At 70.2% G+C, this 24274-nt stretch carries 21 protein-coding genes; 5 read left to right on the top strand and 16 right to left on the bottom strand.

Translation table 11 applies throughout. The features are described from left to right. Window positions 1-79 precede the first annotated feature (79 nt). The 15 genes from ACOOE8_RS01610 to ACOOE8_RS01540 form a co-directional block, all read right to left on the bottom strand. The gene (locus tag ACOOE8_RS01610; protein WP_420393159.1) at window positions 80-2122 is read right to left on the bottom strand and encodes a TRAP transporter permease; all 2043 of its coding nucleotides are present in this window, start codon (window positions 2120-2122) and stop codon (window positions 80-82) included. Window positions 2123-2170: 48 nt separating this feature from the next. Next, window positions 2171-3184 (bottom strand): TAXI family TRAP transporter solute-binding subunit, encoded by a 1014-nt coding sequence (locus ACOOE8_RS01605; protein ID WP_420391253.1) that lies wholly within the window; start codon window positions 3182-3184, stop codon window positions 2171-2173. Window positions 3185-3309: 125 nt separating this feature from the next. Then, window positions 3310-3723: an aconitase X swivel domain-containing protein gene (locus tag ACOOE8_RS01600; RefSeq protein WP_420391252.1), complete on the bottom strand. Its 414-nt coding sequence runs from the start codon at window positions 3721-3723 to the stop codon at window positions 3310-3312. Then, on the bottom strand, window positions 3720-4964 hold the full coding sequence (locus ACOOE8_RS01595) for an aconitase X (RefSeq protein WP_420393158.1): 1245 nt from the start codon (window positions 4962-4964) through the stop codon (window positions 3720-3722). Before ACOOE8_RS01595 ends, ACOOE8_RS01600 begins: the two co-directional genes overlap by 4 nt. Window positions 4965-4986: 22 nt before the next feature. Next, on the bottom strand, window positions 4987-6282 hold the full coding sequence (locus ACOOE8_RS01590; protein ID WP_420391250.1) for a TRAP transporter large permease: 1296 nt from the start codon (window positions 6280-6282) through the stop codon (window positions 4987-4989). A gap of 22 nt (window positions 6283-6304) precedes the next feature. Continuing rightward, window positions 6305-6793, bottom strand: a complete 489-nt coding sequence (locus tag ACOOE8_RS01585; RefSeq protein ID WP_420393157.1) for a TRAP transporter small permease — start codon at window positions 6791-6793, stop codon at window positions 6305-6307. 37 nt (window positions 6794-6830) lie between these two features. Next, complete coding sequence (locus ACOOE8_RS01580; RefSeq protein WP_420393156.1) at window positions 6831-7835, bottom strand: TRAP transporter substrate-binding protein; 1005 nt, start codon at window positions 7833-7835, stop codon at window positions 6831-6833. Between the two features lie 151 nt (window positions 7836-7986). Continuing rightward, a complete protein-coding gene (locus ACOOE8_RS01575; RefSeq protein WP_420393155.1) occupies window positions 7987-8958 on the bottom strand; it encodes an ABC transporter ATP-binding protein in 972 nt (323 codons plus the stop codon). Further along, on the bottom strand, window positions 8951-9940 hold the full coding sequence (locus tag ACOOE8_RS01570) for an ABC transporter ATP-binding protein (protein WP_420393154.1): 990 nt from the start codon (window positions 9938-9940) through the stop codon (window positions 8951-8953). The genes ACOOE8_RS01575 and ACOOE8_RS01570 overlap by 8 nt, the downstream gene beginning before the upstream one ends. A gap of 59 nt (window positions 9941-9999) precedes the next feature. Beyond that, complete coding sequence (locus ACOOE8_RS01565; RefSeq protein ID WP_420393153.1) at window positions 10000-11691, bottom strand: ABC transporter substrate-binding protein; 1692 nt, start codon at window positions 11689-11691, stop codon at window positions 10000-10002. A gap of 55 nt (window positions 11692-11746) precedes the next feature. Then, window positions 11747-12673, bottom strand: coding sequence for an ABC transporter permease (locus ACOOE8_RS01560; protein WP_420391244.1), 927 nt, complete (start codon window positions 12671-12673; stop codon window positions 11747-11749). After that, window positions 12666-13625 (bottom strand): ABC transporter permease, encoded by a 960-nt coding sequence (locus ACOOE8_RS01555; protein WP_420393152.1) that lies wholly within the window; start codon window positions 13623-13625, stop codon window positions 12666-12668. The genes ACOOE8_RS01560 and ACOOE8_RS01555 overlap by 8 nt, the downstream gene beginning before the upstream one ends. A 151-nt stretch (window positions 13626-13776) precedes the next feature. Further along, the gene (locus ACOOE8_RS01550) at window positions 13777-14553 is read right to left on the bottom strand and encodes an SDR family oxidoreductase (RefSeq protein WP_420393151.1); all 777 of its coding nucleotides are present in this window, start codon (window positions 14551-14553) and stop codon (window positions 13777-13779) included. After that, window positions 14550-15860, bottom strand: a complete 1311-nt coding sequence (locus ACOOE8_RS01545; RefSeq protein WP_420393150.1) for a 3-hydroxyacyl-CoA dehydrogenase NAD-binding domain-containing protein — start codon at window positions 15858-15860, stop codon at window positions 14550-14552. The genes ACOOE8_RS01550 and ACOOE8_RS01545 overlap by 4 nt, the downstream gene beginning before the upstream one ends. Further along, complete coding sequence (locus tag ACOOE8_RS01540; RefSeq protein ID WP_420393149.1) at window positions 15857-17590, bottom strand: class I adenylate-forming enzyme family protein; 1734 nt, start codon at window positions 17588-17590, stop codon at window positions 15857-15859. Before ACOOE8_RS01540 ends, ACOOE8_RS01545 begins: the two co-directional genes overlap by 4 nt. Before the next feature lie 246 nt (window positions 17591-17836). Between ACOOE8_RS01540 and ACOOE8_RS01535 the strand changes: the two genes are divergently transcribed. Then, window positions 17837-18649, top strand: a complete 813-nt coding sequence (locus ACOOE8_RS01535; RefSeq protein ID WP_420393148.1) for an SDR family oxidoreductase — start codon at window positions 17837-17839, stop codon at window positions 18647-18649. Here ACOOE8_RS01535 and ACOOE8_RS01530 read toward each other — a convergent pair. Next, window positions 18646-19593, bottom strand: a complete 948-nt coding sequence (locus ACOOE8_RS01530) for a LysR family transcriptional regulator (protein ID WP_420393147.1) — start codon at window positions 19591-19593, stop codon at window positions 18646-18648. The genes ACOOE8_RS01535 and ACOOE8_RS01530 overlap by 4 nt on opposite strands. Window positions 19594-19615: 22 nt before the next feature. Between ACOOE8_RS01530 and ACOOE8_RS01525 the strand changes: the two genes are divergently transcribed. From ACOOE8_RS01525 to ACOOE8_RS01510, 4 genes are read left to right on the top strand one after another with little or no spacing between them, the layout of a single operon-like run. Further along, window positions 19616-21154, top strand: a complete 1539-nt coding sequence (locus tag ACOOE8_RS01525) for a sulfatase-like hydrolase/transferase (protein WP_420393146.1) — start codon at window positions 19616-19618, stop codon at window positions 21152-21154. A gap of 21 nt (window positions 21155-21175) precedes the next feature. Continuing rightward, entirely contained in the window at window positions 21176-21754 is a 579-nt protein-coding gene (locus tag ACOOE8_RS01520; RefSeq protein ID WP_420393145.1) for a tripartite tricarboxylate transporter TctB family protein, read from the top strand. After that, on the top strand, window positions 21754-23286 hold the full coding sequence (locus tag ACOOE8_RS01515; protein WP_420393144.1) for a tripartite tricarboxylate transporter permease: 1533 nt from the start codon (window positions 21754-21756) through the stop codon (window positions 23284-23286). Before ACOOE8_RS01520 ends, ACOOE8_RS01515 begins: the two co-directional genes overlap by 1 nt. Further along, window positions 23283-24245, top strand: coding sequence for a tripartite tricarboxylate transporter substrate binding protein (locus ACOOE8_RS01510; RefSeq protein WP_420393143.1), 963 nt, complete (start codon window positions 23283-23285; stop codon window positions 24243-24245). Before ACOOE8_RS01515 ends, ACOOE8_RS01510 begins: the two co-directional genes overlap by 4 nt. The last annotated feature ends 29 nt before the right edge of the window (window positions 24246-24274 follow it).

Raw genomic sequence — 24274 nt, 5'->3', positions numbered from 1 at the left:
CCAAGGAGACCGCTCATAATCAGGGAGCTAGAGCATCTTATCTGGGTCTCATCAGACCCAGGATGCTCCAGCGCGCCTTCTACTCGGCGGCCTCCGGCGCGGGGACGTCGCGCCGGCGCAGGGCGATGACCTCCCACAGGATCACCGGCGCCACCATGGCGGCGCCGACGAGGTTCGCCGGGAGCGCCGGGACGACCACGAGGACGGCGGCGATCCCCACCCACAGCCGCACCGGCGGGGCGAGGGGGCGTAGCCAGTAGCCGGTCAGCGCGGTGGCGAGCAGGATCACGCCGATCGCGCAGGTGAGCGTGACGAACAGGAACGAGGCGATCGTGAAGTGCTCGGGGAGCACGATGAGCATCGTCGGCGCGTAGACGAACACGAACGGCACCATCACCTTGGCGTTGCCCAGCTTGAAGGCGGTCACCCCGGTGCGGAACGGGTTGGCGCCGGCGATGGCGCCGGCGGCGTAGGCGGAGGTGCACACCGGCGGCGTGATGTCGGCAAGGACGCCGAAGTAGAGCACGAAGAGGTGCGCAGCGAGCGGCGGAATGCCCTGCTGCACCAGCGCCGGCGCCGCCACGGAGACGAGGATGATGTAGAGCGCGGTCGTCGGGATGCCGGCGCCCATGACGATGCATGCGATGCCGATGAAGACCAGCGTCAGGAACAGGCTCACGTCCTCTAGGCTGAAGAAGCCGAACGGCAGCATGCTGCCCCAGCCGGTGATGAACCCGCCGAGGTCGGCGGCCGCGGACGTCACCATGAAGGAGACGCGGAAGCCGGCCCCCGAGATCGTCACCACGCCGACGACGATGCCGACGGCCGCCGCCGCCGCGCCGACCACGAGGGCGTACTTCGCCCCGAGCTGGAAGGCGTCGAGGATGTCGCGCACGCCGACCCGGTTCATCGGGTTGACGAGCCCGACGATGATGCAGCCGGTGATGCCCCAGAACGCGGCGAGGAAGGGCGTCGCGCCGGAGAACAGGACCCAGATGAGCGCGATCAGCGGCAGCATCGTCGGCCAGCCGCGCTTCAGGACGTCGAGGAAGCGCGGCACCTCCTCGCGCGGCAGCCCCTTCAGCCCGAGGCGCTTGGCCTCGAGGTGCACGATGGTGAGGACGCCGAGGTAGTGCATCGCCGCCGGGATCGCCGCGGCGAGGATGATGGTCGTGTACGGGATCTCAAGGAACTCGACCATCACGAAGGCAGCGGCGCCCATGATGGGCGGCGTGATCTGCCCCCCGGTGGAGGACGCCGCCTCCACCGCGCCCGCGAAGTGCGGTCGGTAGCCGATCCGCTTCATGGCCGGGATGGTGAGCGCCCCGGTCGTCACGGTGTTCGCGATGGATGAGCCGTTGATGGTGCCGAACATCGACGAGGCGATGACGGCCACCTTCGCGGGGCCGCCGGGGTAACGCCCTGCGACGCACTGCGCGATGTCGATGAAGAACTGGCCGAGGCCCATGCGCGTCGCGATGGTGCCGAACAGGACGAAGTGGAACACGACCGTGGAGATGACGCCGAGGGGGATGCCGTAGATGCCCTCAGTCGTCATGTAGACGTGGCTCACGAAGCCGTCCCACGAGGTGCCAGGATGGCGCAGCACCTGGAACGGCGCGTACTGGCCGAAGACCCCGTAAAGCAGGAACGCGAGCACGATGATGGGCAGGACGATGCCCATGACGCGCCGCGTCGCCTCGAACACCGTGACGATGAGGATCGTCCCCATGACGAGGTCGGTGGTGTTCGGCGAGCCGATGCGGAACGTCAGGCTCTCGATGGTGAAGGGCAGGTAGAGCGCCGCGACGAGGCTCGCGACGGCGAGCAGCCAGTCGTACCACGGCACGTTGCCGGGACGCAGGAGGCCCGGCCGCACCGTGTGGCGCTTCCCAGCGTCGAACACCAGGAAGATGAGGAACAGGACGACGCCGAGGAAGATGCCCTTGTGCCAGTGCGCGGCCGGGGTGCCGAAGCCCGCGCCGTAGTACTGGTAGAGCGCGAGGCCGAGGAGCATCAGGTACGCTAGCGGCCCGACGACCCCCGTCAGGGGTCGCCAGGACTGGGACGGGTCGTACTCCTGCTCCATTGCGTCAGCACGGGTCTGGTCGACGGTGGCCATGCAGGTCCCTCCGCGGGTGGGCCGGGGCGCGCCCGGCCCGTGACGGGATTACTCGACGAGCCCGGCTTCCTTGTAGAACCGCTCTGCGCCCGGATGGAGCGGGATGACGCGGCCGACCAGCGCGTTCTCCTGCAAGATCGAGGCGCCCTTCGCGTGACCGTTGTCGAGCAACTCGCGGCTGTTCTCGTTCCACAATGCCTTGGTGACGCCGTAGACGAGCTCCTCATCGACGTCAGCGCCGACGAGCCACTGCGCCCCGACGGCGACCGTTGATGTGGCATCCTCGAGCCCCTGGTAGGCGTCGGCGGGGATCTCGGCGCTGTAGTAGAACGGTGCCTGTTCGACGACCTTGTCCTGCACCTCCTGCGGGATGTCGATGAGCTTGAGGCCGACCACCGAAGCGAGCTGCGCGATGCCGGCGCTCGGATAGCCCGTCACGGTCAGCGCGGCGTCGATCTGCTCGTCCTGCAGCCGCTCGGTCGCCTGCTGGGTGTTGAGGTAGGCGGCCTCGTAGTCCTCGTTCTCGACCATCCCTCCGGCTTCAAGGATCAGGGTCGCGCCGACCTTCGCGCCCGAGGCGGGCAGGCCGATGTTGATCCGCTTGCCTCGCAGGTCCTCGAACGTCTCGATGTCGGAGTCGCTGCGCGTGTAAACGTGGACGTGCTCGGGGTAGAGGTTGGCGATGAACCTGAGGTCCTTCAGCGGCTCCTTGCCCTCGAACAGCCCGGAGCCGTTGTAGGCCCAATGCGTGACGTCGGACTGGGAGAAGCCGGACTCCACCGCGCCGGACTGGATCGCGTTGACGTTGGCGACCGATCCGTTGGCCGACTGCGCCACGGCGATGAGCCCCGGCACGCCGCACGAGCCACCCTCCTCGCACGGGCGCGAGCCCGGCGGGTTGGAGATGGCGTTCGCGATGAGCCCGGCGATCGGGTAGTACGACCCACCCGCGCTGCCCGACGCGATGCGGAAGAAGCTCGGTGCCTGCGCGAGGGCCCCGGCGGACAGGGCGGCCACGCCGACGCCGGCCACGAGGGCGAGCGTGCGCTTCGATCTGAACATGTTGGCAGTCCTCCTTGGATGCTTCTTGGATGCTGTGACGCCGGGACATGCAGCGGGCGTGCCACCGGCGGCCGGCTTCGAGCGGGGAGGCTAGCGGCGGCGTGCGATGCCCGCAAGGCGAGCGGTCAGGCGCCGCGATGGACCTCGACACGGCCCGCATCGGGATCAACGGTGACGCGCTCGCCGGTGCGGATCAGCGTGGTGACGTCCCCGTCCTCGAAGCGGTCCACCATGGCCATGTCGGCGAGCGCGGCGCCCTGGCCGAGGATCGTGTTCGCGCGGTTGAACAGGATCGCCAGCGGCGCGAGGCCGCGCGACGCCATCTCATGCAGCATCCAGGCGGTGGCGACGCCGCCCTTGGCGGTGTTGAGCACGAGGATCTTGCCCACGTAGGACTGCCCGACGAGGGCGTGGCTGGGGCGCGAGAAGACGCCCGCGAGCCGGTCGAGGTCGTAGCGGGCGGAGAAGTTGTCTCGCGCCACCAACGCCTCTCCCTCCACCTTCGGGCCGATGCCGGGGTGGCAGGCGAGCACGATCACGCGACGATCCTCCCCGCGACGGCGGAGGCGACGCACGCGTCCATGGAGGCGAGCGCCGGCTCGTAGCCATAGCCGCCGAGGATGTTGACGATCTTGGCCGAGTTCGACAGGAGCCGGCGCCAGCCGTTGGCCTCGCCGATCTCGCGCGCGTACTGCTGGTAGAAGCACGTGCCCGACAGGACGGTGCCACCGGCTGCCTCGATGCGGGCGACGTGCCCCATGCGCGTCGCGTCCGCGTAGACCCCCGGCGAGGTGCACACCACGAGCGAGGTGTCCTGGTGGACGCGCTGTCCGGCGAGCCGGTCGGCGACCATCTGCATCTCCACGAGGGAGAGCTGGGGCGCGGCGAACACGACGACGTCCACCGCGTCGCCAGCGCCGCCGAACGCGGACCGCAGGTCGGTGAGGTCGTCGTCGGTGACCTCGACGGCCGCCAGGCCCTCGCCATCCACCGCGGCGAGCGTCGGCGCCTCGGGGGTCACGCCGACGATGTGGAACAGCGGCGTGGACCCCCAGCTCGCCATGGCGGCGCCGAAGTGCTTCATCTCGTCCGACGTCGGGACGCGGCTGATCCCCTCGATCACAGGAACCTCCCAGTACGAGCCGCACAGGCGGCCCACGACGGCCCCGAGCACGCCCCACTCGGTGAGCTCGCGCGGCTCCGAGCGCACGACGTAGCGCCTGGTCGCCCTCCGGTGGGCGTCGAGGTGCAGCCCGTAGCGCGGCGTGCGCCCGGTGAGCCCGGCCGCGAGCGCGCTCGGCCCGCCCTCGAAGTTGGATCGGGCGCCAAGCACGCTGTTGGAGTAGATCACGACGCCGGTGTCGCCGTAGGCCACATGGTCGCCGGCGAGGGGCGGCATGATGGTCTGGTAGTTGATGCAGGTGTCCGTCATCAGGATGCCGAGCCGCTCGCAGGCCGCGATGGTGCGCCGCTCGAGGTCCGCCATCGCCTCGGTCTGTCCGAGCGGGCGATAATGGTTGAGGTCGACGCCGCGCGGGTCGGTGAGCATCGGGACGGCGACGCGCCGCTCGGCCTCGTCGTGTGAGGCGAGGCGCTCCAGGAGCGCGACGCCCGCCTCGCCGAGGGACTCGGGGTCGGCCATCATGTGCGCCTGGGAGACGGGGACGAGGTCCTGCGCATCGAACATGCGGCCGACCTTCATCATGTGGTCGACGGCCCAGCGCCGCGGCTCGCCCATGGCGCCGGCGAGCATCGCCTCCTCCTCGTCGGTCAGCTTCATCGGGGGCTCCGTCAGGGACGCGTCACATCATGAGGCTCGGCAGCCACAGGACGAGCCCGGGAAAGAAGTAGACGACGTACAGCATGGCGACCTGGATGAGCAGGAAGGGCAGGGCGCCGCGCGCGAGGCGGCCGAGGCTGATCCCGGAGATGCCGTGGATGGTGAAGAGGTTGACCCCGATGGGCGGCGAGATCTGCGCGATCTCCATGGCGATGGCCGCGAAGATGCCGAACGCGATGGGGTGGAAGCCGAGCTGCTCGGCCACGGGGAAGAAGATCGGGATGGAGATGAGCAGCATCGCCGCGCTCTCCAGGAACATCCCGAGGACGATGTAGGTCGCGATCATCAAGGTCACGGCGTAGATCCCGCTCGCGTTCTCGATGATCGCGGCGGCGATGGACTGCGGGACCTGCTCGAACGTGAGGAAGTGCGCGAAGTACTGGCCGAACACGATGAGCATGAACAGCATCGCGGTCGTGGAGGTCGCCACCGTCGAGGCCTGCCACAGCTTGCCCCACGTGAGGCGGCCCTGCGCCCAGCCGAGCAACACCACGTAGATCACCGACAGCGCGCCGACCTCGGTGGGCGTGAAGACGCCGGTGTAGATCGCGAGGATGATGACGACGGGCAGGAGCACCACGCCGAACGAGCGCAAGGTGGTGGCGAGGCGCTCGGCGACGGGCTGTGCCTCCGGCGCCTTCACCCGCGGACGCGACAAGAGCACGTAGAGCGTGAACAGCCCCATCATGAGGAGCCCCGGGACCACGCCGGCGATGAACAGCTGACCGATCGAGGTCTCGGTGATGACGCCGTAGAGGATCAGCGGGATCGACGGCGGGATGATGATGCCGAGCGTTCCGCCGCCCGCCACGAAGCCGCCGGCGCGGCGCTCGCCGTAGCCCTCCTCGAGGAGAAGCGGGATCGCGACGAGGCCCACCGTCGCCGCCGTCGCGATGGATGAGCCGGAGATCGCCGCGAACACGCCGCACGCGGTGATCGTCGCGACGCCCAGCGAGTTGGGGATCGCCCCGGCCCACGCCTTCGTCACCGCGAAGAGGTCGGCGCCCGCGTCCGTGCGCTGCATGATGGTGCCGGTCAGGATGAAGAGGGGCAGCGCGACGAGCTCGAAGATCGAGGCGCCCTGCCAGGCGATGGAGATGAAGGAGCGGAACGCGAGGAACGGATCCTCAAGAAGGAGCGCGGCGGCGAAGGCCGACAGCCCCATGGCGACGAACACGGGGACCGTCAGGAGCATGAACGCGAACAGCAGCGCGATCGCGATGTAGCCGCCGTAGTCGAAGATGAAGTCGGTCAGCATGGCCGCGCGGGTCGCTCCGCGCTCAGTCCCCCATGACGTGGGAGACCGGCAAGCCGCGGTGCCGTGTCGCCGCGACAAGCGTCTCCAGGAGCAGGCCGAGGCCGCCGAGCGGGATCGCGAGCTGGGGGATCCACAGCGGCACCTCGAGCAGCGTCGAGGACAGGATGTCCCCCTCGAAGGAGTAGGCGGCGAAGTAGACGCCGGACGCGATGATGAGGAGCGCGAAGACGACGGTCGCACCCACCGCGATCCAGTCCAGCGCCGGCTTCAGCGCCGGGAAGGCGGTCGCGAGCAGCGTGACGCGGAAGTGCGAGCCGGCGCGCACCGCGAGGGCGTTGCCTAGGAAGCCCAGGAAGATGAAGGCGTAGAGCGTCGTCTCGAACACCCAGATCGTGGGGAAGCCGAAGGCGCGCGCCACCGCCTCGTAGGCGATGGGCAGGCACAGCATGAGCATGAGGGCGATGGAGACCACGGTCATCGCCCGGCCGACGGTCTCCGCCGCGCGGATCATCCTCGCCCCCCTACAGGGGTCAGGGACCGCGACCCGCTCACTCCCCGGTCACGAGCTCGACGATCTGGGGCGAGTAGGTCGAGCGCGCGGCCTCGGCGAGGGGCGCAAGCTCCTCCTGGAACGCGTTCCACTGCTCGCTGCCGGGCTCGACGACGTTGACCTCCTTGCCCGCGGCGCGGACCTCGTCGAGCAGGCCGTCGAGCTGGTCGATGGCCGCCTGCTGCATGGCATCGCGCGCCTCGGCGGCCGACTCCAGGACCACGTCCTGGAGCTCGGGCGCCAGCGCCTCGAACTTCTCAAGGTTCATCACGTAGGCGTGGATCAGCGTGCCGAGCACGCCGTTCGGCACGAACATCTCATCGGTCACCTCGTAGTGCTTGAGGCCGACTGCGCCGCCGAGGCCGCCCATGGCGCCGTCCACCGTGCCGCGCTGTAGTCCGGAATAGACGTCGCCTACCCCCATGATGGTCGGCGATGCTCCGAGCGCCTGCATCACCTCGCCCGAACCCTTGGAGTAGACGCGAATCGCCTTGCCCTCGAGGTCCTCGGGGCCATCGAGCGCGAAGTTCACGCTCATCACCGGCGGGCCGATGTCGAACAGCGCGAGGAGCATCGCCCCCTCTTCGCGCAGCTTCTCGTCGTAGTACTGGAAGATCGGCGAGCCCTGCTTGAGGTTGTCCCGTGTCCACTCCATGGACTTGTCCCACAGCGGCGTCGTCAGGATGCCGACGTCGGCGATGAGGCCCGACCAGTTGTCGAGCGTCGTGAGCGAGATGTCCACGGTGCCCTGGGGGACCGCAGAGGCGACGAACTGCTGCTGGACCATCTCGCCGCCGGAGAAGACGCGTGTGCGGATCTCGCCGTCGCTCTTCTCCTCGAGGAGGTCGACGAAGCGGGGCACGAACTCCGTCACCTGGTAGTGCTTCGGGCTGCCCCACGTGGAGATCGACAGGCGTTCGGCGGCCTCGACCCCCGTCGCCCCGAGCGCCATGGCGCCGACCACGATCGCCGCGAGCGCTGCGCGGATCCCTACGTGCCTCATGGGTCCCCTCCCGTGTGCCCGTTCCGCCATGGTGGCGAGCCGGTGCCGTTGTTCTAGGCCCCACACGGTCCGGCCGTGCGGCGTCGCCGGTAGGTTTTTCCAACGCCACGCCGGGAGTCAATGCCGGTGGCGCCGACCGTTCGCCCGCCGCTCAAGCGTAGAGGTGGCAGGCGTTGATGCGGCCCTCGCGCGGGCGCAGCGCCGGCACCTCCTCGCGGCACATCGGCATCGCGAAGGGGCAGCGCGGGTGGAAGTGGCAGCCGGACGGCGGGTTGATGGGGCTTGGCACCTCACCCTCCACCAACGTCACCTCGCGCGCGTCCTCGGCGTCCGGGTCGGGTACCGGCACCGCCGACATCAGCGCCTTGGTGTAGGGGTGGCGCGGATCGGCGTAGAGCTCGTCGCGCGTCGCGACCTCGACGACCCGGCCGAGGTACATGACGAGGATGCGGTCGGAGATGTGCCGCACCACCGCAAGGTCGTGGGCGATGAAGACGTAGGTGAGGCCGAGCTCGCGCTGCAGGTCCTCGAGGAGGTTGATGATCTGCGCCTGGATCGAGACGTCGAGCGCGGAGACGGGCTCGTCGCACACGATGAGGTCCGGGCTGAGCGCGAGCGCGCGGGCGATGCCGATGCGCTGGCGCTGTCCGCCGGAGAACTCGTGCGGATACCGCTCGGCCATCCCCTTGTTGAGCCCCACCATGTCGAGGAGCTCGGCGACGCGGCGGCGGCGCTCCTCACCGCGCCCGACGCCGTGCGCCACCAGCGGCTCGGCGACGATCTCGTCAACCCGCATGCGCGGGTCGAGCGAGCCGTACGGGTCCTGGAACATCATCTGGAGGCGGCGTCGCACCGGCCGCATGGCGCTGCGGTCGTGCTGCGTGATGTCGAGCCCCTCGAACACGACGGTGCCCTCGGTGATCGGCACCATGCGCACGATGGCGAGCCCCGTCGTGGACTTGCCGCAGCCCGACTCGCCGACGACACCCAGCGTCTCCCCCCGGTGGACGTCGAAGGAGACGCCGTCGACGGCGCGCACGGTCCCGCCGCGGCCGCCGAACAGGCCGGCCTGCGGGGCGAAGTGCACCTTTACGTCCCGTAGCGACAGGAGAATCTCAGGCATGGCTACCCAGAGGGGCGTTGGGGTCGACCCAGCAGGCGCGCCAGTGCTCGGTGGCGACCTCCTCGAGCGGCGGGTCCTCGGCGCGGCAGCGCGCCTCGGCGTAGGCGCAGCGAGGGTGGAAGGGACAGCCCGTCGGACGGGCGGACAAGTCGGGTGGCTGGCCTTCGATGGGGACGAGCCGCACGCTCGTGTCTGCATCGAGGCGTGGCACCGAGGCCATCAGCCCCATCGTGTAGGGGTGGCGGGGCGTCTTGTAGATCTGCCGCGCGGTGCCGCGCTCCACGATGCGGCCGGCGTACATCACGTTCACCCGCTGAGCGTACCGCGCCACCACGCCGAGGTCGTGGGTGATGAGGATCAGCGACGAGCCGGTGTCCCGCGAGACCTTGCGCAACAGCTCCAGCACCTGGGCCTGGACGGTGACGTCGAGCGCGGTGGTCGGCTCGTCCGCGATGATGAGGCGTGGCGCGCACGCGAGGCTCATCGCGATCATCGCGCGCTGGCGCATGCCGCCGGAGAACTGGTGCGGGTAGGCGTCGACCCGCACCTCGGGATCGGGCACGCGCACGCCGCGCAACAGGTCGACGCAGCGCTGGCGCAGGCTCCGCGTCCCCACGTCCTCATGCACCTCGATGGGCTCGCCCACCTGACGCCCGATGGTGAGGACGGGGTTCAGCGACGTCATCGGCTCCTGGAAGATCATCGAGATGCGGTTGCCGCGAACCTGCCGGATCTCGGCCTCCCCGAGCGTCAGGAGGTCGACGCCGTCGAACATCACCGTGCCGGCGACGATCCGGCCGGGCGGGCTCGGGATGAGCCGCAGGATCGACATCGCCGTGACCGACTTGCCCGAGCCCGACTCGCCGACGATGGCGACGGTCTCACCGCCCCGCACGTCGAAGCTGACGCCGTCGACCGCCCGCACCGCCCCCGCGCCGCTCCCGAACTCGGTGACGAGGCCGCGCACCTCGAGGAGCGGCACGCCCTCGGACGGGCGCACCGCCTGCGACGCCTGGACCGGCGTCGCGTCCTGGGCGAGGCTCAGTAGCCCATCTCCCGCTTGAGCGCCTCGTCGATCCAAACGCGGGCGTAGATCGGCCCGGGTCGCATGGCGCCGACGCGCATCTCGCCGTCGTAGTTCTTCACCCAGGGCCACCACGCGCGGTAGAAGGTGCCGGACGGCAGCCAGACCTGCGCCACCGCGTCGATGGCGGCAAGGTTCGCCTCCTTCAGGAGCTCGCGCTGCTTCTCAAGGTCGACCTCGGCGTTCGCCTCCTCCCACAGCGCGTCGAAGGCGGGGTCGGCGTGCATCGTTGCGTTCCACGTCTGGTCGGACACGAAGGCCTTGCGCAGCGTGGCGAACGGGTTGCCGGACGAGTTGTCCATGAGGTAGCCCGCGGCCATGGTGTCCTCGCGCATCTGGCTGCGGAAGGCGCCGTACTCCATGGCGTTGGCCTGCATGTCGATGCCGACCTGGTCGAAGTAGAAGTCGAGCAGCGGGATCATGTCCATGTGCGTCGGATTGCACGAGCACACCATGACCTCGAACTCGAAGCCCTCCGGCACGCCCGCCTCGCGCAGCATCTTTGCCGCCCGCTCCGGATCGTGGCCGAACAGCGCCTGCGTCTCCTCCGGCAGCTCCTCCAGCGGGGTATAGAGCCCCTCCCACGTCGCCGCGAACGGCCAGTTGAGCAGCGTCCCCTCGCCGTTCATCACCGCGGCCAGGATCTCCTCCTGGTTGACCGCAAGGTTCATCGCGCGCCGCACCTCGATGTTGTCGAACGGCGGCGTATCCATGCGCAGCGCGAGGTAGGTGCCGTTCGGTGCGTCGTACGGCTCGATGGTGAGGTCGGGAGCGCTGCGGCGCAGCTCGTCCGCGAACTGCCAGCGGATCTGCTCCATGATGTCCGCCTTGCCCGAGCGCAGCGTCGCGATGGCCGAGGCATCGTCCTTGATGATGTGGTAGACGAGCCCGTCGTTGAGCGGCAGCTCGTACTCGGTGCCGTCGATGGTCGTCGTGCCCCAGTAGTCGTCGTTGGCCACGTAGACCTGCTGGCTGCCGGTCACGACCTCCTCGACCTTGTAGGGGCCTGTGCCGGTGGCGTTGCGCCAGTCGGAGCGCTCCTCCTCGCTGAGCGCGTGCCACTCCGCCGGCAGGATCGCGTTGTAGAAGCCCCAGCCGATGCGGTACGGCCAGTTGGCGTTGTAGTGGTCGAGGTAGGCGACGACCTTGTGGTCGCCTTCTGCCTCCCACCGCTCGATGAAGTCCCAATAGGTCGGGATCCTGCGGTCGCTCTCCCACATCGCCTCGAACGTCGTGACGACGTCGTCGGCGACGAGCTCCCTGCTCTCCATGAGCCCGTCCTTGGCGGGCCAGACGACGTCCTCGCGCAGGGCAAACTCGAGGCGTAGCGGATCCTCCTTCAGCTCCCACGCCGTGGCGAGGTCGCCGGTCAGGTGCTCGCGGGGGATGTAGTCCTGCGCGGTGAACGGGCTCTCGTTCGATCCGCGTGGGCCGAACGCCTCGACGTCGCCCATCAGCAGGTGGTCGAGGTGCGGACCGTCCTGGTTCATCTTCCAGGTCCACTTGTGGTAGTCCCACGTCGTCACGTCGAGCCGGGTGTAGTACGTGATGACGTTGAGCGTGCCCCCGGGCTGCACGTCGTTGGCGTGGGCGGCGCCGATCGTCGCCAGCGTGGCGAGCGCGGTGGCGGCGTAAAGGGTCTGTCTCACGAGCTCCTCCCTCTGTTGTGGGACCGCACGGGGCGTCCCTCGTTGTCGGACCGCTTCAGGCGACGGTCGCGTTGTATCGTCCCCCGGCACCGCGCATGCGCGGGTCGAGGAGGTCGCGCAGGGCGTCGCCGAACACGTTGATGCCGTAGACGGTGAGCGTCAGCGCGACGCCCGGCGCGATGGCGAGCCACGGGGCGAGGAACATGTAGCTGCGGCCCTCGAGGCTCAGCATCCCGCCCCAGCTCGGCGCCGGCGGCGGCACGCCGAGCCCGAGGAAGGAGAGCCCCGACTCGGCGAGGATCACCGCCGCGAGGCGCGTCGTGAAGAGGACGATGATCGGCGCCATGATGTTCGGCAGGATGTGCCGGCGCATGATCCACAGGGTGCGCGAGCCGATGGACTGGGAGGCGAGGACGTAGACGTTCTGCCGCGCCGACAGCACCGCGCCGCGCACGATGCGCGAGCCCGCGATCCCGTAGAGCAGGCCGAGCACGAGGATCACCTGCCAGGTGCCTGGACCCAGCACCGCGACCGCGACGATGAGGATGATGAGGTCGGGGAAGCTCATCCACGCGTCCACGGCGCGCTGGACGAGCATGTCCACGAGGCCGCCGAAGTAGCCTGCGGCGAGGCCGAGGACGACGGAGATTACGATGGACAGCGTCGTCGCCGAGAACGCGATGATTACTGAAAGCTGCGCCCCGTGGACGATACGGTCGAACAGCGAGCGGCCGAGCTGGTCGGTGCCGAACCAGTGCTCCCACGACGGCGGCTTCAAGCGGTTGATCGGGTCGATGGCGTTGTAGCCGGCCGGCGCGATGACGTCGGCGAACACGCCGGCGAGGAGCATCACGAGGAAGAGCGCCGCTCCCACCGCGCCGAGCGGCTTCTCGCGCACAAGGCGGACGACGAACTCCACCACCGGCGAGCGCCGCGCCTCGTGCGCGCTGCGGGCGACGGGGGGCAGCGCAGCGTCAGTCATAGCGCACGCGCGGGTCGAGCACCCCGTAGGTGAGGTCGACCGCGAGGTTGACCAGGATGACGATGAGGCCGCTCACCAGGAACACGCCGGTGATGATCGGGTAGTCCCGGGAGGACACCGCGTCGAACAGGAGCTGACCGAGCCCCGGAAGCTGGAAGATCTGCTCGATGATCACGGTGCCGCCGAACAGGATCGGGAACAGCAGTCCGATGAGCGTGATCACCGGGATCATCGCGTTCTTCAGCGCATGGCGCACGACGACCTTGCGCTCGGCGAGCCCCTTGGCCCAGGCGGTGCGGATGTAGTCCTGGCGCAGCACCTCCAGCATCATGGAGCGCGTCATCCGCATGGTGACCGCCGACAGCGCCGCGCCGAGGACGAGGGCGGGCGTGATGAAGGTGGCAAGGTTCGCGAGCGGATCCTGAAAGAACGGCACGATGCGCGTCGGCGGCGACCAGCCGAACCAGATGGCGGGCAGGATGACGACCATGGTGCCGAGCCAGAAGCTCGGGACCGAGAGGGCGAGGATCGAGAACGTGCGCCCCGCGTAGTCGAGTGCGGTCTCCTGGCGCACCGCGGAGACGACGCCGATGGGGATCGCGATGAGCAGCGAGATGATGAGGGCGAGGAAGCCGAGCTGCAGCGTCACCGGCAGCCGCGCCGCGATCTCGTCCACCACGGAGGTGTTGCGCCACAGCGAGCGGCCGAGGTCACCCTCCGTGACGATGCTGGACACCCACTCGACGTATTGGATGTGGATCGGCTGATCGAGGCCGAGCGCGGTTTCGAGCGCCTGACGCGACTCCAGCCCGGAGGACTGGAAGTCGTTCTCGATGAGCATGAGGTCGATCACGTCGCCCGGGATCAGACGGACGACGCTGAACACGATGATGCTCGCTAGGAGCAGCGTCGGAACCAGCGCCAGGAGACGCCGGATCACGTAACGGCGCATGAACTCATCGCCTCGCGACCCTCCCCGAGCGCGGTCCGCCGACGTCGTCGGCGTGCTTCCTCCCAGCGGCAGCGATGTTCACCTCGCCTCTACCGCATGCGAAACGATGTTTCGCAGTCGAGCACCACGCTAGATGGCAGCCCGCGTCGCGTCAAGCAGGCGATTTTGCGTTGAAGCGGCGGTTCAACTTGCGCATCCCGCCGATCCACCGGTCGTAGTCTTCACCCTTGCGCCGCATGTAGTCGAGCACCTGGGGATGGGGCAGGACGAGGAAGCGCTCCTCGGCGATGGCGCGCACGCAGGCGTCCGCCACCGGAGCCACCTCGAGCATCCCGTCGATGGCGGCGACGCCCTCCTCCTTGCCGCGCGTCATCTCGGTGCGCACGGCCTGCGGGCAAAGGACGGAGACCTTGATGCCCTGGTCGCCGTAGGTGAGCGCCAGCCACTCGGCGAGGCCGACGGCGGCGTGCTTGGTGACGGCGTAGGGCGCCGAGCCCACCTGCGACAGGAGGCCGGCCGCCGAGGCCGTGTTGAGCAGGTAGCCGCCACCGCGCTCGATCATCCGAGGCACGACGTGCCGGGCCGCCCACACGTGGGCCATGACGTTGATGTCCCAGATCCGCTGCCAGTCGTCGTTGATCGCCTCGGGCCCGCCGCGCACCATGATGCCCGCGTTGGAGCAGAACAGGTCGATGGGGCCGACCTCCGCCTCGGTCCGCTCGATGAGATCGCGGACCTCCTCCTCGCGCGAGACGTCGGTCCGTCGGGCGACACCGCCGATGGCCTCGGCGACGGCCGTCACCCCCGCCTCGTCGCGGTCGGCGCACACGACGCCCCGCGCGCCCTCCTGCGCGAAGCGCTCGGCGAGCGCGCGTCCGATGCCGCTCGCGGCCCCGGTGACGACGACGATGCGGTCCTTGAGGTTCACGACGGGTCTCCCTTCGTCCTGCGGGTCTTCAGCCCACCGAGGTCGAGCTCGGTGAAGCGGCCGCCGTCCTGAGCAAGGCGGCGCAGCGTGTCGGCGGGGCGGATGCGCGGGTCGTCGCGGACGAGCCCCTCCATGGCGGAGAGGACCTCGCCCGCGCCGATGACGTCGCCGTAGAACATCGGCCCGCCCTTGTCGGCAGGCCAGCCGTAGCCGTGCAGCCAGACGACGTCGACGTCGGAGGGGCGCTGCGCGTGGTTCTCCTCGAGGATCGCGACGGCCTCGTTGATCATCGGTGCGATGAGGCGGCGGACGATCTCCTCCGCCCCCATGGTCCGTGGCTCGGCGCCGGTGACGTCGGCGATCACCCCGGCGGTCACCTGCGAGGGGGAGGGGCGGCGCTCGGCGTCGTAGTCGTAGTACCCCGCGCCGGTCTTCTGGCCGCGCCGGCCGAGCTCGCACAGCGCGTCGCGGATGGGGTTCTTGGTCGTCGCGCCCTTCGACCAGCCGATGTCGAGCCCGGCGAGGTCGGACATCTGGAACGGGCCCATGCGGAAGCCGAAGCCGCGCAGCGCGTCGTCGATGTCCCAAGGCATGACGCCCTCGCGCACCATCGCGTTCGCCTGGTTCGAGCGCGCCGCGAGGATGCGGTTGCCGACGAAGCCCGGGCACACGCCGACGAGGACGGCGACCTTGCCGATGGTCGTCGCGAGCGCCATCGCCGTCGCCACCACGTCGTCGGCGGTGTGGTCGGCCCGCACGACCTCGAGGAGCTTCATCACGTTGGCCGGCGAGAAGAAGTGCAGGCCGATGACGTCCTGCGGTCGCCTCGTGGCGGCGGCGATCACGTCGATGTCGAGGCCGGACGTGTTGGTGGCGAGGATCGCGCCCGGCTTCACCACCCGGTCGAGCTCGCCGAACACGGACGTCTTGAGCTCCATGTCCTCGAACACCGCCTCGATGACGAGGTCGCAGTCGGCGAGGTCGTCGACGGTGAGGCGCCCGTCGATGCGCGCCATCCGCGCGTCCACCTCCTCCGCCGGGAAGCGGCCGCGGTCGGCGCTGCGCTGGTAGTTCGCCCGCACCACCGAAAGGCCGCGCTGGAGGGCCTCGTCGGTGCGCTCGACGAGGCGCACCGGGAGCCCCGCGGAGGCGAAGTTCATGGCGATGCCGCCGCCCATGGTGCCGGCGCCGACGATGCCCACGCTGCGCACCTCGCGGACCGGCGCATCCGATGGCAGACCCTCGACGACGGCGGCCCGCCGCGTGGCCTCGGCGACGTACTCCTCGACGCTTGTGTCAGGGGTCATCGTGCGGCCTCCGCCAGGGTCGGCAGCGCCTCGGGGCACTCGGGCAGGGCGCCATCGAGGCACGCCGTGCGCAGCGCGCGGCGGTCGATCTTGTCGGTCGTGCCGCGCGGCAGCGGCGCGCTCGCGACCCACAGCCGCTCGGGGATCTTGTAGCGTGCGATGTGCTCGGCGAGGAACGCGGTGAGGGTCGTCGCGTCGAGGGCGTGACCGTCGCGCACCTGGACCGCCGCGCCGACGACCTCGCCGAGGCGCGCGTCGGGAACGGGGAAGACGCCGGCCTCCACGACCGCCGGATGTCGGTGCAACGCGCCCTCCACGTCGAGGCAGGAGATGTTCTCGCCGCCGCGGATGATGATGCTCTTTGCCCGGTCGACGATGGTGACGACGCCGTCCGCGTCCACCGTCGCGAGGTCCCCGGTGCGGAGCCAGCCGTCGCGCAGCGCCTCTGCGGTCGCCTCCGGCTGGTTGAGGTAGCCGCGCATGTTGGCCGCGCTCCTCACGGTGAGCTCGCCCAAGGTGCCGTGCGGCACCTCCTGCCCGTCGCCGTCGACGATGCGCAGCTCCTGGAGCGGCGGCAGGAGACGCCCTGCCACGCCCGGGCGGGCCACGTATTCGGGTCCGCCGATGGCGATGCCGAGCGCGTTGGTCTCGGTCATCCCCCAGCCCGATGCGACCGCCGCGTGGGGGAACGCCTCGGCAAGGGGCGCAACCTGGGCCGCGGGCCGCTTCGCGCCGCCGGCGGTGACGCTCTCCAGGGAGGGGAGCGTGGCGCCCAGCCGACGAGCGGCCTCCATGAGGTCGGCGGACTGCGTCGGGACGCCGAGGAAGCGCGTCACCGCCTCGCGCTCGATGAGCCGCACCGCCTCGTCGGCATCCCACTTCGCCAGGAGCACCACCTTGGCGCCGAGGGGAATGCTGAGGAGGAACAACGGATGCGAGGCGGTGACGTGGAACAGCGGCGTCACGACGAGAAAGGACGGGCGGCGGGGGGCGGCGGGAGCCGACGCCGGCGCGACGAGCGGGGCGACCGCGCTCGCCATCAGCCAGCTCCACACCGCGCTGATCGCGCCCCGGTGGGTGAGCACCACGCCCTTCGCCCGCCCCGTCGAGCCGGAGGAGTAGAACACGGCGAAGTCGTCGTCCGGTTCGATCGGCGCCTCGGACCACGCCGCCTCGCCCACCTTCGCCGTGAGCGAGGCGAGGCCCTGGCCGACGGCTTCCCCGTCGCGCACCCCGACCAGCGTCAGACCTCGAGCGGCGGCATACGGCGCGATCCGCTCCGCCCGCGGTCCGTCCGCGAACACGACGCGGGCGGCGCAGTCGGCGAGGCCGTACTCGAGCTCCTCGCGGGTCCACCACGCGTTCAGCATGACCGCGACGGCCCCGACGGAGGCCACCGCCATCATGAGGACGAGGATCTCGGGGTGGTTGCGCATGGCGATGGCGACGGGCTCGCCCCGACGCACGCCGAGCTCGCCCGTCAGCACGCGTCCGACGCGGCCTACCTCGTCGCAGAACGCAGCGTAGGTCCACCGCTGATCGCCGGCCACGAGGTAGTCGTCGGCGCCCGGGTGGGCCGGCCCGCTCGCCACCATCATGTCGCGCAGCGAGCGCGGCGCCGCGCTGAACACCCTGAGCGGCACGCCGCGGATCACGGCCTCCCCGAGCGCAAAGCGCGCGTCGGTCCGCAGGACATGCGCGACCGCGTCATCGAGGGTCATCGCGGTCATGCATGCGCCCCGCCGGTCCGGCCGACGACGCACCCGCGCCGTGGATCGAAGTTGCAGGTCAACGGGCGTTTCCTGTCGCGGCCGTGCCGGCCGTCGTTCCGGCTCCTGTTGCAGGCCGTGCCCGTGACGGTACGAGCGGCCCGGCGGGGCGTCAACAACCGGTGCACCACCTTCGCGGGTGCGCGGCTGACAGCGCCCGGCACCCCATGACATAGTCCTCCCGCGCCACCACCGGGGAGCCATGCCATGGACGACCTCAGCCTCGACCGCCTGTTCTCCATCGAGGGAAAGGTCGCCCTCGTCACCGGCGGCTCGCGCGGGATCGGCGAGATGATCGCCACGGGCTTCCTGCAGAACGGCGCCACCGTGATGATCTCAGCGCGCAAGGCGGACGCCTGCCGCGCGACCGCCGAACGCCTGTCCGAGGCGTACGACGGCCGCTGCACCGCGCTGCCGGCGGACCTGTCGCAGATGGCCGGCATCGAGGCGCTCTCGGCCGCCGTCGGCGAGCGCTGCGACGCGCTGCACATCCTCGTCAACAACGCCGGCGCCGCCTGGGGCGCGCCGCTCGAGGAGTTCCCCGAGGCCGGCTGGGACAAGGTGATGGACACCAACGTCAAGGGGCCGTTCTTCCTGACCCAGAAGCTGTTGCCGCTGCTGCGCGCCGCGGGGACCGCCGAGGACCCGGCCCGCGTCATCACCATCGGCTCGATCGACGGGCTGCGCACGCCGCGCTTCAACAACTTCTCCTACTCGCCGTCGAAGGCGGCGGTGCACCACATGACGCGCGTGCTCGCCGCGCACCTTGCCGGCGACCACATCACGGTGAACGCCATCGCGCCGGGCCCCTTCCCGACGTGGATGCTGTCCACCGGCGTCGGCTTCGGCGGTAGGACCGAGGGCGTCGACTGGGACGAGGTCGGCCGCAGCAACCCGAGCGGGCGGGTCGGCACGCCGCAGGACGTGGCGGGCCTCGCGATCTTCCTCGCCTCGCGCGCGGGTGCCTACGTGGTGGGCGAGACGATCGCCCTCGACGGCGGCATGGTCGCCGCCGGCTAGCGCGACGGTCCGCCGAGGAGGCGGCCGGGGAAGACGCCGCCGGCAACAAGGTTCGCCGTCGCCTCGCGCACCACGCCGGCGATGGCGAGCGTGGCCGACGTTGGTCGGCGCGCGTCACGGCGGACGATGGAGTGCGTGCGCGCGATCTCGGGCTCCACGATGGGCCGGATCGACAGGCGGGGGCGCTCCGTCACCGGGTGGAACTGCGCCGCCTGGGAAATCGTCGCGGCGAGCCCTGCGGTTACGATGGAGCGGATCGTCTCCTGGCTGTCCTGCTCGTAGCGCACGTTGAGCCGCGCGCCGGCCTCGATGGCGGCCTCCTCGACGCGGCGCCTCAGGTCGAACTGCCGCGCGGACAGGACGAGGGGACGCTCGCCGATGTCGCGGAGCGCAATGGGTCGCCCGTCGTCGCCGTCGCCTTCGCCGCGCGCTGCGATGAGGCAGAGCCGCTCGCGGTAGAGCGGCTCGATTAGGCAGTCCTCCATCTCCGCGGCGTTCGGGGCGAGCGCGAGGTCGGCCTGGCCGGACTGCATCATCGCCACCGCCGGGACGCTCGCGACGTCGGCGATCTTGACGTCCACCTGGGGCAAGCGCGCGCCGGCGATCGCCAGGATCTCCGGCACCATCATGCGCGCCATGGTGACGGCGAGGGCGAGCCGCACCGTGCCATGGGCGACGTGGGCGTTGCTGCGCACCTCGCGCTCGATGTCGTCGAGCTCCTCGATGAGGCGGTCCGCACGGCGGTAGAGCAGGGCGCCCGCCGCCGTGAGCGCGACGCCGCGGTTGGAGCGCTCGAACACCGCCGTGCCGAGCTCCCGCTCGATGGCCTGCATCTGGTAGCTGAGCGCAGGCTGGGCGATGCCGAGCGCCCGCGCCGCGGCCGAGATCGAGCCCTGCGCAGCCACCTCGTGGAAGTACTTCAACCGCTGCAGCCCGATGGGCATGCGCCCGCCATCCAATGGTTCGATGGCCAGCATAGCCAAATTATATGATTTTCGCGAAGCCCCGCATGGCTATGCTGACGCGAAAACGACCATGGGGAACGCGCCGTTGGAGCCCAAGAACCTTCTCTTCATCATGTCGGACGAGCACAACGCCCGCTTCATGGGCTGCGCCGGGCACGAGGCGGTGAGGACGCCGAACCTCGACGCCCTCGCGGCGCGCGGAACGATCTTCGACAACGCCTACACGAACTGCCCGATCTGCGTGCCGGCGCGGGCGAGCTTCGCCACCGGCCGCTACGTCCACGACTGCGGCTACTGGGACAACGCCGACCCCTACGATGGGCGCGTGCCGGGCTGGGGCCATCGCCTGCTCGACCAGGGGCACAGCTGCGTGTCCGTGGGCAAGCTGCACTACCGCGACACCGAGGCGCCGACCGGCTTTGAGGAGGAGATCGTCCCCCTCCACGTGGTCGACGGGCTCGGCGACCTCATCGGCCTCGTGCGCGAGGACATGCCGGTGAGGAAGGGTGCGGCGAACTTTGCCAGGGACGCCGGACGGGGCGAGTCGACCTACACGAACTACGACCGCACCATCGTCGGCGAGGCCGAGCGCTGGCTCGGCGAGGTCGCGCAGCGGCGGGACGGCAAGCCCTGGGTGCTGTTCGTCTCGTTCGTCGCGCCGCACTTCCCGCTGATCGCACCGGAGGCATTCTACGACCTCTACCCCGAAGCCGACATCCCCTGGCCAGCGTTCTACGACGCGGCGGAGCGGCCGACCCACCCCTACCACGTCGCGATGGCGCGCGGGATGGACTACGACAGCCACTTCGACGAGGCGAAGGTGCGCCGCGCCGTCGCCGCCTACATGGGGCTCGTCTCGTTCCTCGACGACAACATCGGCCGCGTGCTCGCCGCGCTCGAGGCGTCCGGCCTCGCCGCCGATACCCGCGTCGTCTACACCAGCGACCACGGCGAGTCCCTCGGCAAGCGCGGGTTCTGGGGCAAGTCGACCCTGTTCGAGGAGTCCGTCGCGGTGCCCCTCATCATGGCGGGGCCAGGCATCGCCGCCGGTCGGCGGGTGGCGACCCCGGTGAGCCTGGTCGACGCCGCCCCGACGATCCTGGAGTCGGTCGGGGCGACGCCCGCGCCCGAGGACGCCAACTTGCCCGGCCGCTCGCTCTACGCCATCGCGGAAGGCGCGGACGCGGATCGCGCGGTGTTCTCCGAGTACCACGCGGTCGCCTCGCCGACGGGCGCGTTCATGATCCGCCGCGGTCGCTACAAGCTCACGCACTACGTCGGCATGGCGCCCGAGCTCTACGACCTCGAGGCCGATCCCGAGGAGCGCACCGACCTCGCCGCCGACCCCGCCTACGCGGACACGGTGGCCGAGCTCACCGCCGCCCTCAACGCCATCTGCGATCCGGAGGCGGTGGACCGGCGCGCGAAGTCCGACCAGCAGGCGACGATCGACGCGCACGGCGGACGCGACGCGGTGCTGTCGCGCGGCGACTTCGGCTACTCGCCGGCGCCCGGCCAGACGCCCGAGTTTGCGCGGTGAACGCCGAAGGGGCACCCTGAGATGGACGCCGATGCCGTCCACGCGCAGCGCGTCGAGCGGTTCAAGGACCTGCTGCTCGCCGGCGTCCTCGCCCTCGTGGGCGTCGGCGGCTTCCTCTTCATCAACCCCACCGGCGCCGAGGTCTATCCCGGTCCCGGCGGGATCACCTGGCGCACGCTGCCCTTCCTCTACTCGGGGCTCCTGCTGGGCCTGGTCGCGCTCTACGCGCTGTCCACCGTCCGCGACCTCCTCGCCCTGTCGCGGCACAGGGAGCCGCCGGCCCGCCTCACCGAGCGCGCCCCCGTGCGTCGCCAACCGGTCGCCGACGCTCGCCGCGTTGCGACCCTCGTCGCCCTCGTCGCCTACGCCGCGTCCATCGCGCCGTTCGGCTTCGCGATCACGACGCCGGTCCTCCTGTTCGCCATGCTGACCATCCTCGGGCGACGCGGCCCCGCCTCGAACCTTGCCATCGCGCTCGTCGGCGCGGCGCTCCTTTGGGTCCTGTTCGTCGGCGTCCTCAAGCTGCCGATGGAGGGGCGGACCTTCGACCCCGTGACGCCGGCGCTCAACGATCTCTGGCGCGCGACGGGGGCGCGCTGATGGTCGAAGGCCTCGCCGGCGCTTTTGGCGACCTCGCGGCGCCGTGGCCGCTCGCGACCATCCTGATCGGCACCACGCTCGGCATCATGGTGGGCGCGTTGCCGGGGCTCTCCTCGCCGATGGCGATCATCGTGCTGCTCCCGATCACCTACAACATGGAGACGCTCGCCGCCTTCCAGCTCATGGTAGGCATCTACGTCGGCACCAAGCTCGGCGGCTCCTACGCCTCGATCCTCCTGCGCACGCCCGGCACGCCGGCCGCTGCCTGCACCGCGCTCGACGGCTTCCCGATGGCCGAGCAGGGACGGGCGGGGGAGGCGATCGGCTACGCGGTCATGGCGTCCACCGCGGGCGGGCTCGTCGGCTGGCTCGCGGCGGTGAGCTTCGTGCCGTTCATCGCCTCTCTCGCGCTCCACTCCGAGCCCGCCGACATCGCGCTCATCGCCATCGCCGGCCTCGTCATGGTGTCGGCCTTCGTCCGTGGCTCGATGGTGAAGGGGCTGATCGGCGTCCTCCTCGGCCTCCTCATCGCGAGCGTCGGCTACGAGACGCAGGACGGGGTGGAGCGCTACAGCTTCGGCCACCCGATGCTGGCGTCCGGGTTCTCATTCGCTGCGGTCCTCGTCGGCTTCTTCGGCATCACCGTGGTGCTGAACGACCTCGAGCTCATCGGCCGGCCGTCGCAGATGGCCTCCGACAAGCTCTCCACGCGGCTGCCCCGGTTCGTGGACTTCCTACGCCGCTGGCGGGCGTGGACCATCGGCACTGCCTACGGCGTCGTCGTCGGCGCGCTCCCGGGCGTCGGGGCGGACGGGTCCACCTGGCTCGCCTACGCCACCGTCAAGAACGGCTCGAAGGACCCGCCGCCGGAGGCGTTCGGCACCGGTGTGCCCGAGGGCATCCTCGCGCCGGAGAGCTCCAACAACGCCACCACCGGCGGCACGATGATCCCGATGCTGACCCTCGGCATCCCCGGCGACGCCTCCACCGCCATCATGCTAGGCGCCATGGTGCTGCACGGCCTCCAGCCCGGCGTGATGCTCATGCAGACCTCCGCCGACCTCGTCTACGGCATCCTCGCGGCGATCTTCGTCGCCAACATCATGATGTTCGTCGTGGGATGGAACGCAAGCCGCATGTTCATCTTGGTGCTGCGCCGCGACCGCTCGCTGCTGTTCCCGTTCATCGTGGTGTTCGCGACCATCGGCGCGTTCGCCGCCGAGAACGACACCTTCCCGATCTTCGTCGCCATCGGCTGCGGCGTCGCGGGCTACTTCCTGGAGAAGCGTGGCTTCTCGGTCGTGACCATCGTGCTCGGCGCGGTGCTTGGGCCGATCATCGAGTACAACGTGCGCCTCGGACTCGCCTACTCCAACGGCGACTGGGCCGTGTTCCTCGACACCTGGCCGCGCATGGTGCTGTGCATCGTCATCGCGTTGCTGCTCGGGAACGAGGTCATCCGGGCGCTCGGGCGCCGCGCCACCGGCGCGTCGGCCCCCACGATCCAACAACAAAGGGAGGAGACGACATGAAGCTGAAGCTCATCACCCTCGCCGCAGGCGCGCTCGCCGCTGCGGCCGTCGTGCCCGCTGCGGCGCAGGAGTACCCGTCGGACACCATACGCATGGTCGTCCCCTGGCGCGCGGGTGGCGGCACCGACACCATTGCCCGGGCCATCGCGGCGGCGATGGAGAAGGAGGCGGGGCGCGCCGTCGTCGTCGACAACCTCACCGCGGGCACGGGCAACGCCGGGCACGTCCACGTCAAGGACGCGGAGCCCGACGGGCACACGATGCTCCTCACCGGCTCGTCGGACCTCAACGTGCCGGTGATCTTCCGCAACGTGCCGTACGCGCTGGAGGACTTCGCCTGCCTCGGCGGCTTCTACGACACGCCGACCTGGGTGCTGGCGCACAAGGACCAGGGGATGGACGACTTCGCCGACTTCGTCGAGCGCGCCAAGGAGCGCCCGGGCGAGCTCACCGTCGGCGTCGGGTCGTTCATCTCCTCGCACTACGTGCTGGCGAGGGCGCTGGTCGGCATGAACGAGCTCGACGCGCGCATCATCCCCTTCGATGGTGGCGGGCCGCTCATGAAGGCGATCCTCGGCAACCAGGTGGACATCGGGGTGATCCACGCGCCGGTGCTCCTCGACGCCGTGCAGGCAGGCGACGTGAAGGTGCTCACCGCCGGCGGCAGCCTCGAGAACATCAACTACGAGCCGGTCCGCGCGACCAAGACGGCGGCCGAGTACAACGCGCCGGTGGAGATCGGGATCATCCGTGGCCTGTTCGTGCCCAAGGACACGCCCCAGGAGGTTCGCGAGCAGGCCTCCGCCCTCGTCGAGGCGGCGGCCAAGAGCGAGGACTTCAAGGCGTTTGGCGAGAACTTCGGCTTCGCTCCGGTGTGGATGGACGGCGACGCGTTCTGCGACTTCATCCAGAAGGAGAACGCGCAGTACCGCGAGATCAAGGCGAAGTTCATCGACTGAGCCGTGCGTCCGCGGGACCCACTTCGTCC

It is taken from the genome of Acuticoccus sp., assembly GCF_965213555.1.
GTDB lineage: Bacteria > Pseudomonadota > Alphaproteobacteria > Rhizobiales > Amorphaceae > Acuticoccus.
Note: the sequence above shows the minus strand (reverse complement) of the source record. Positions and strands in the feature narration are given on the sequence as shown.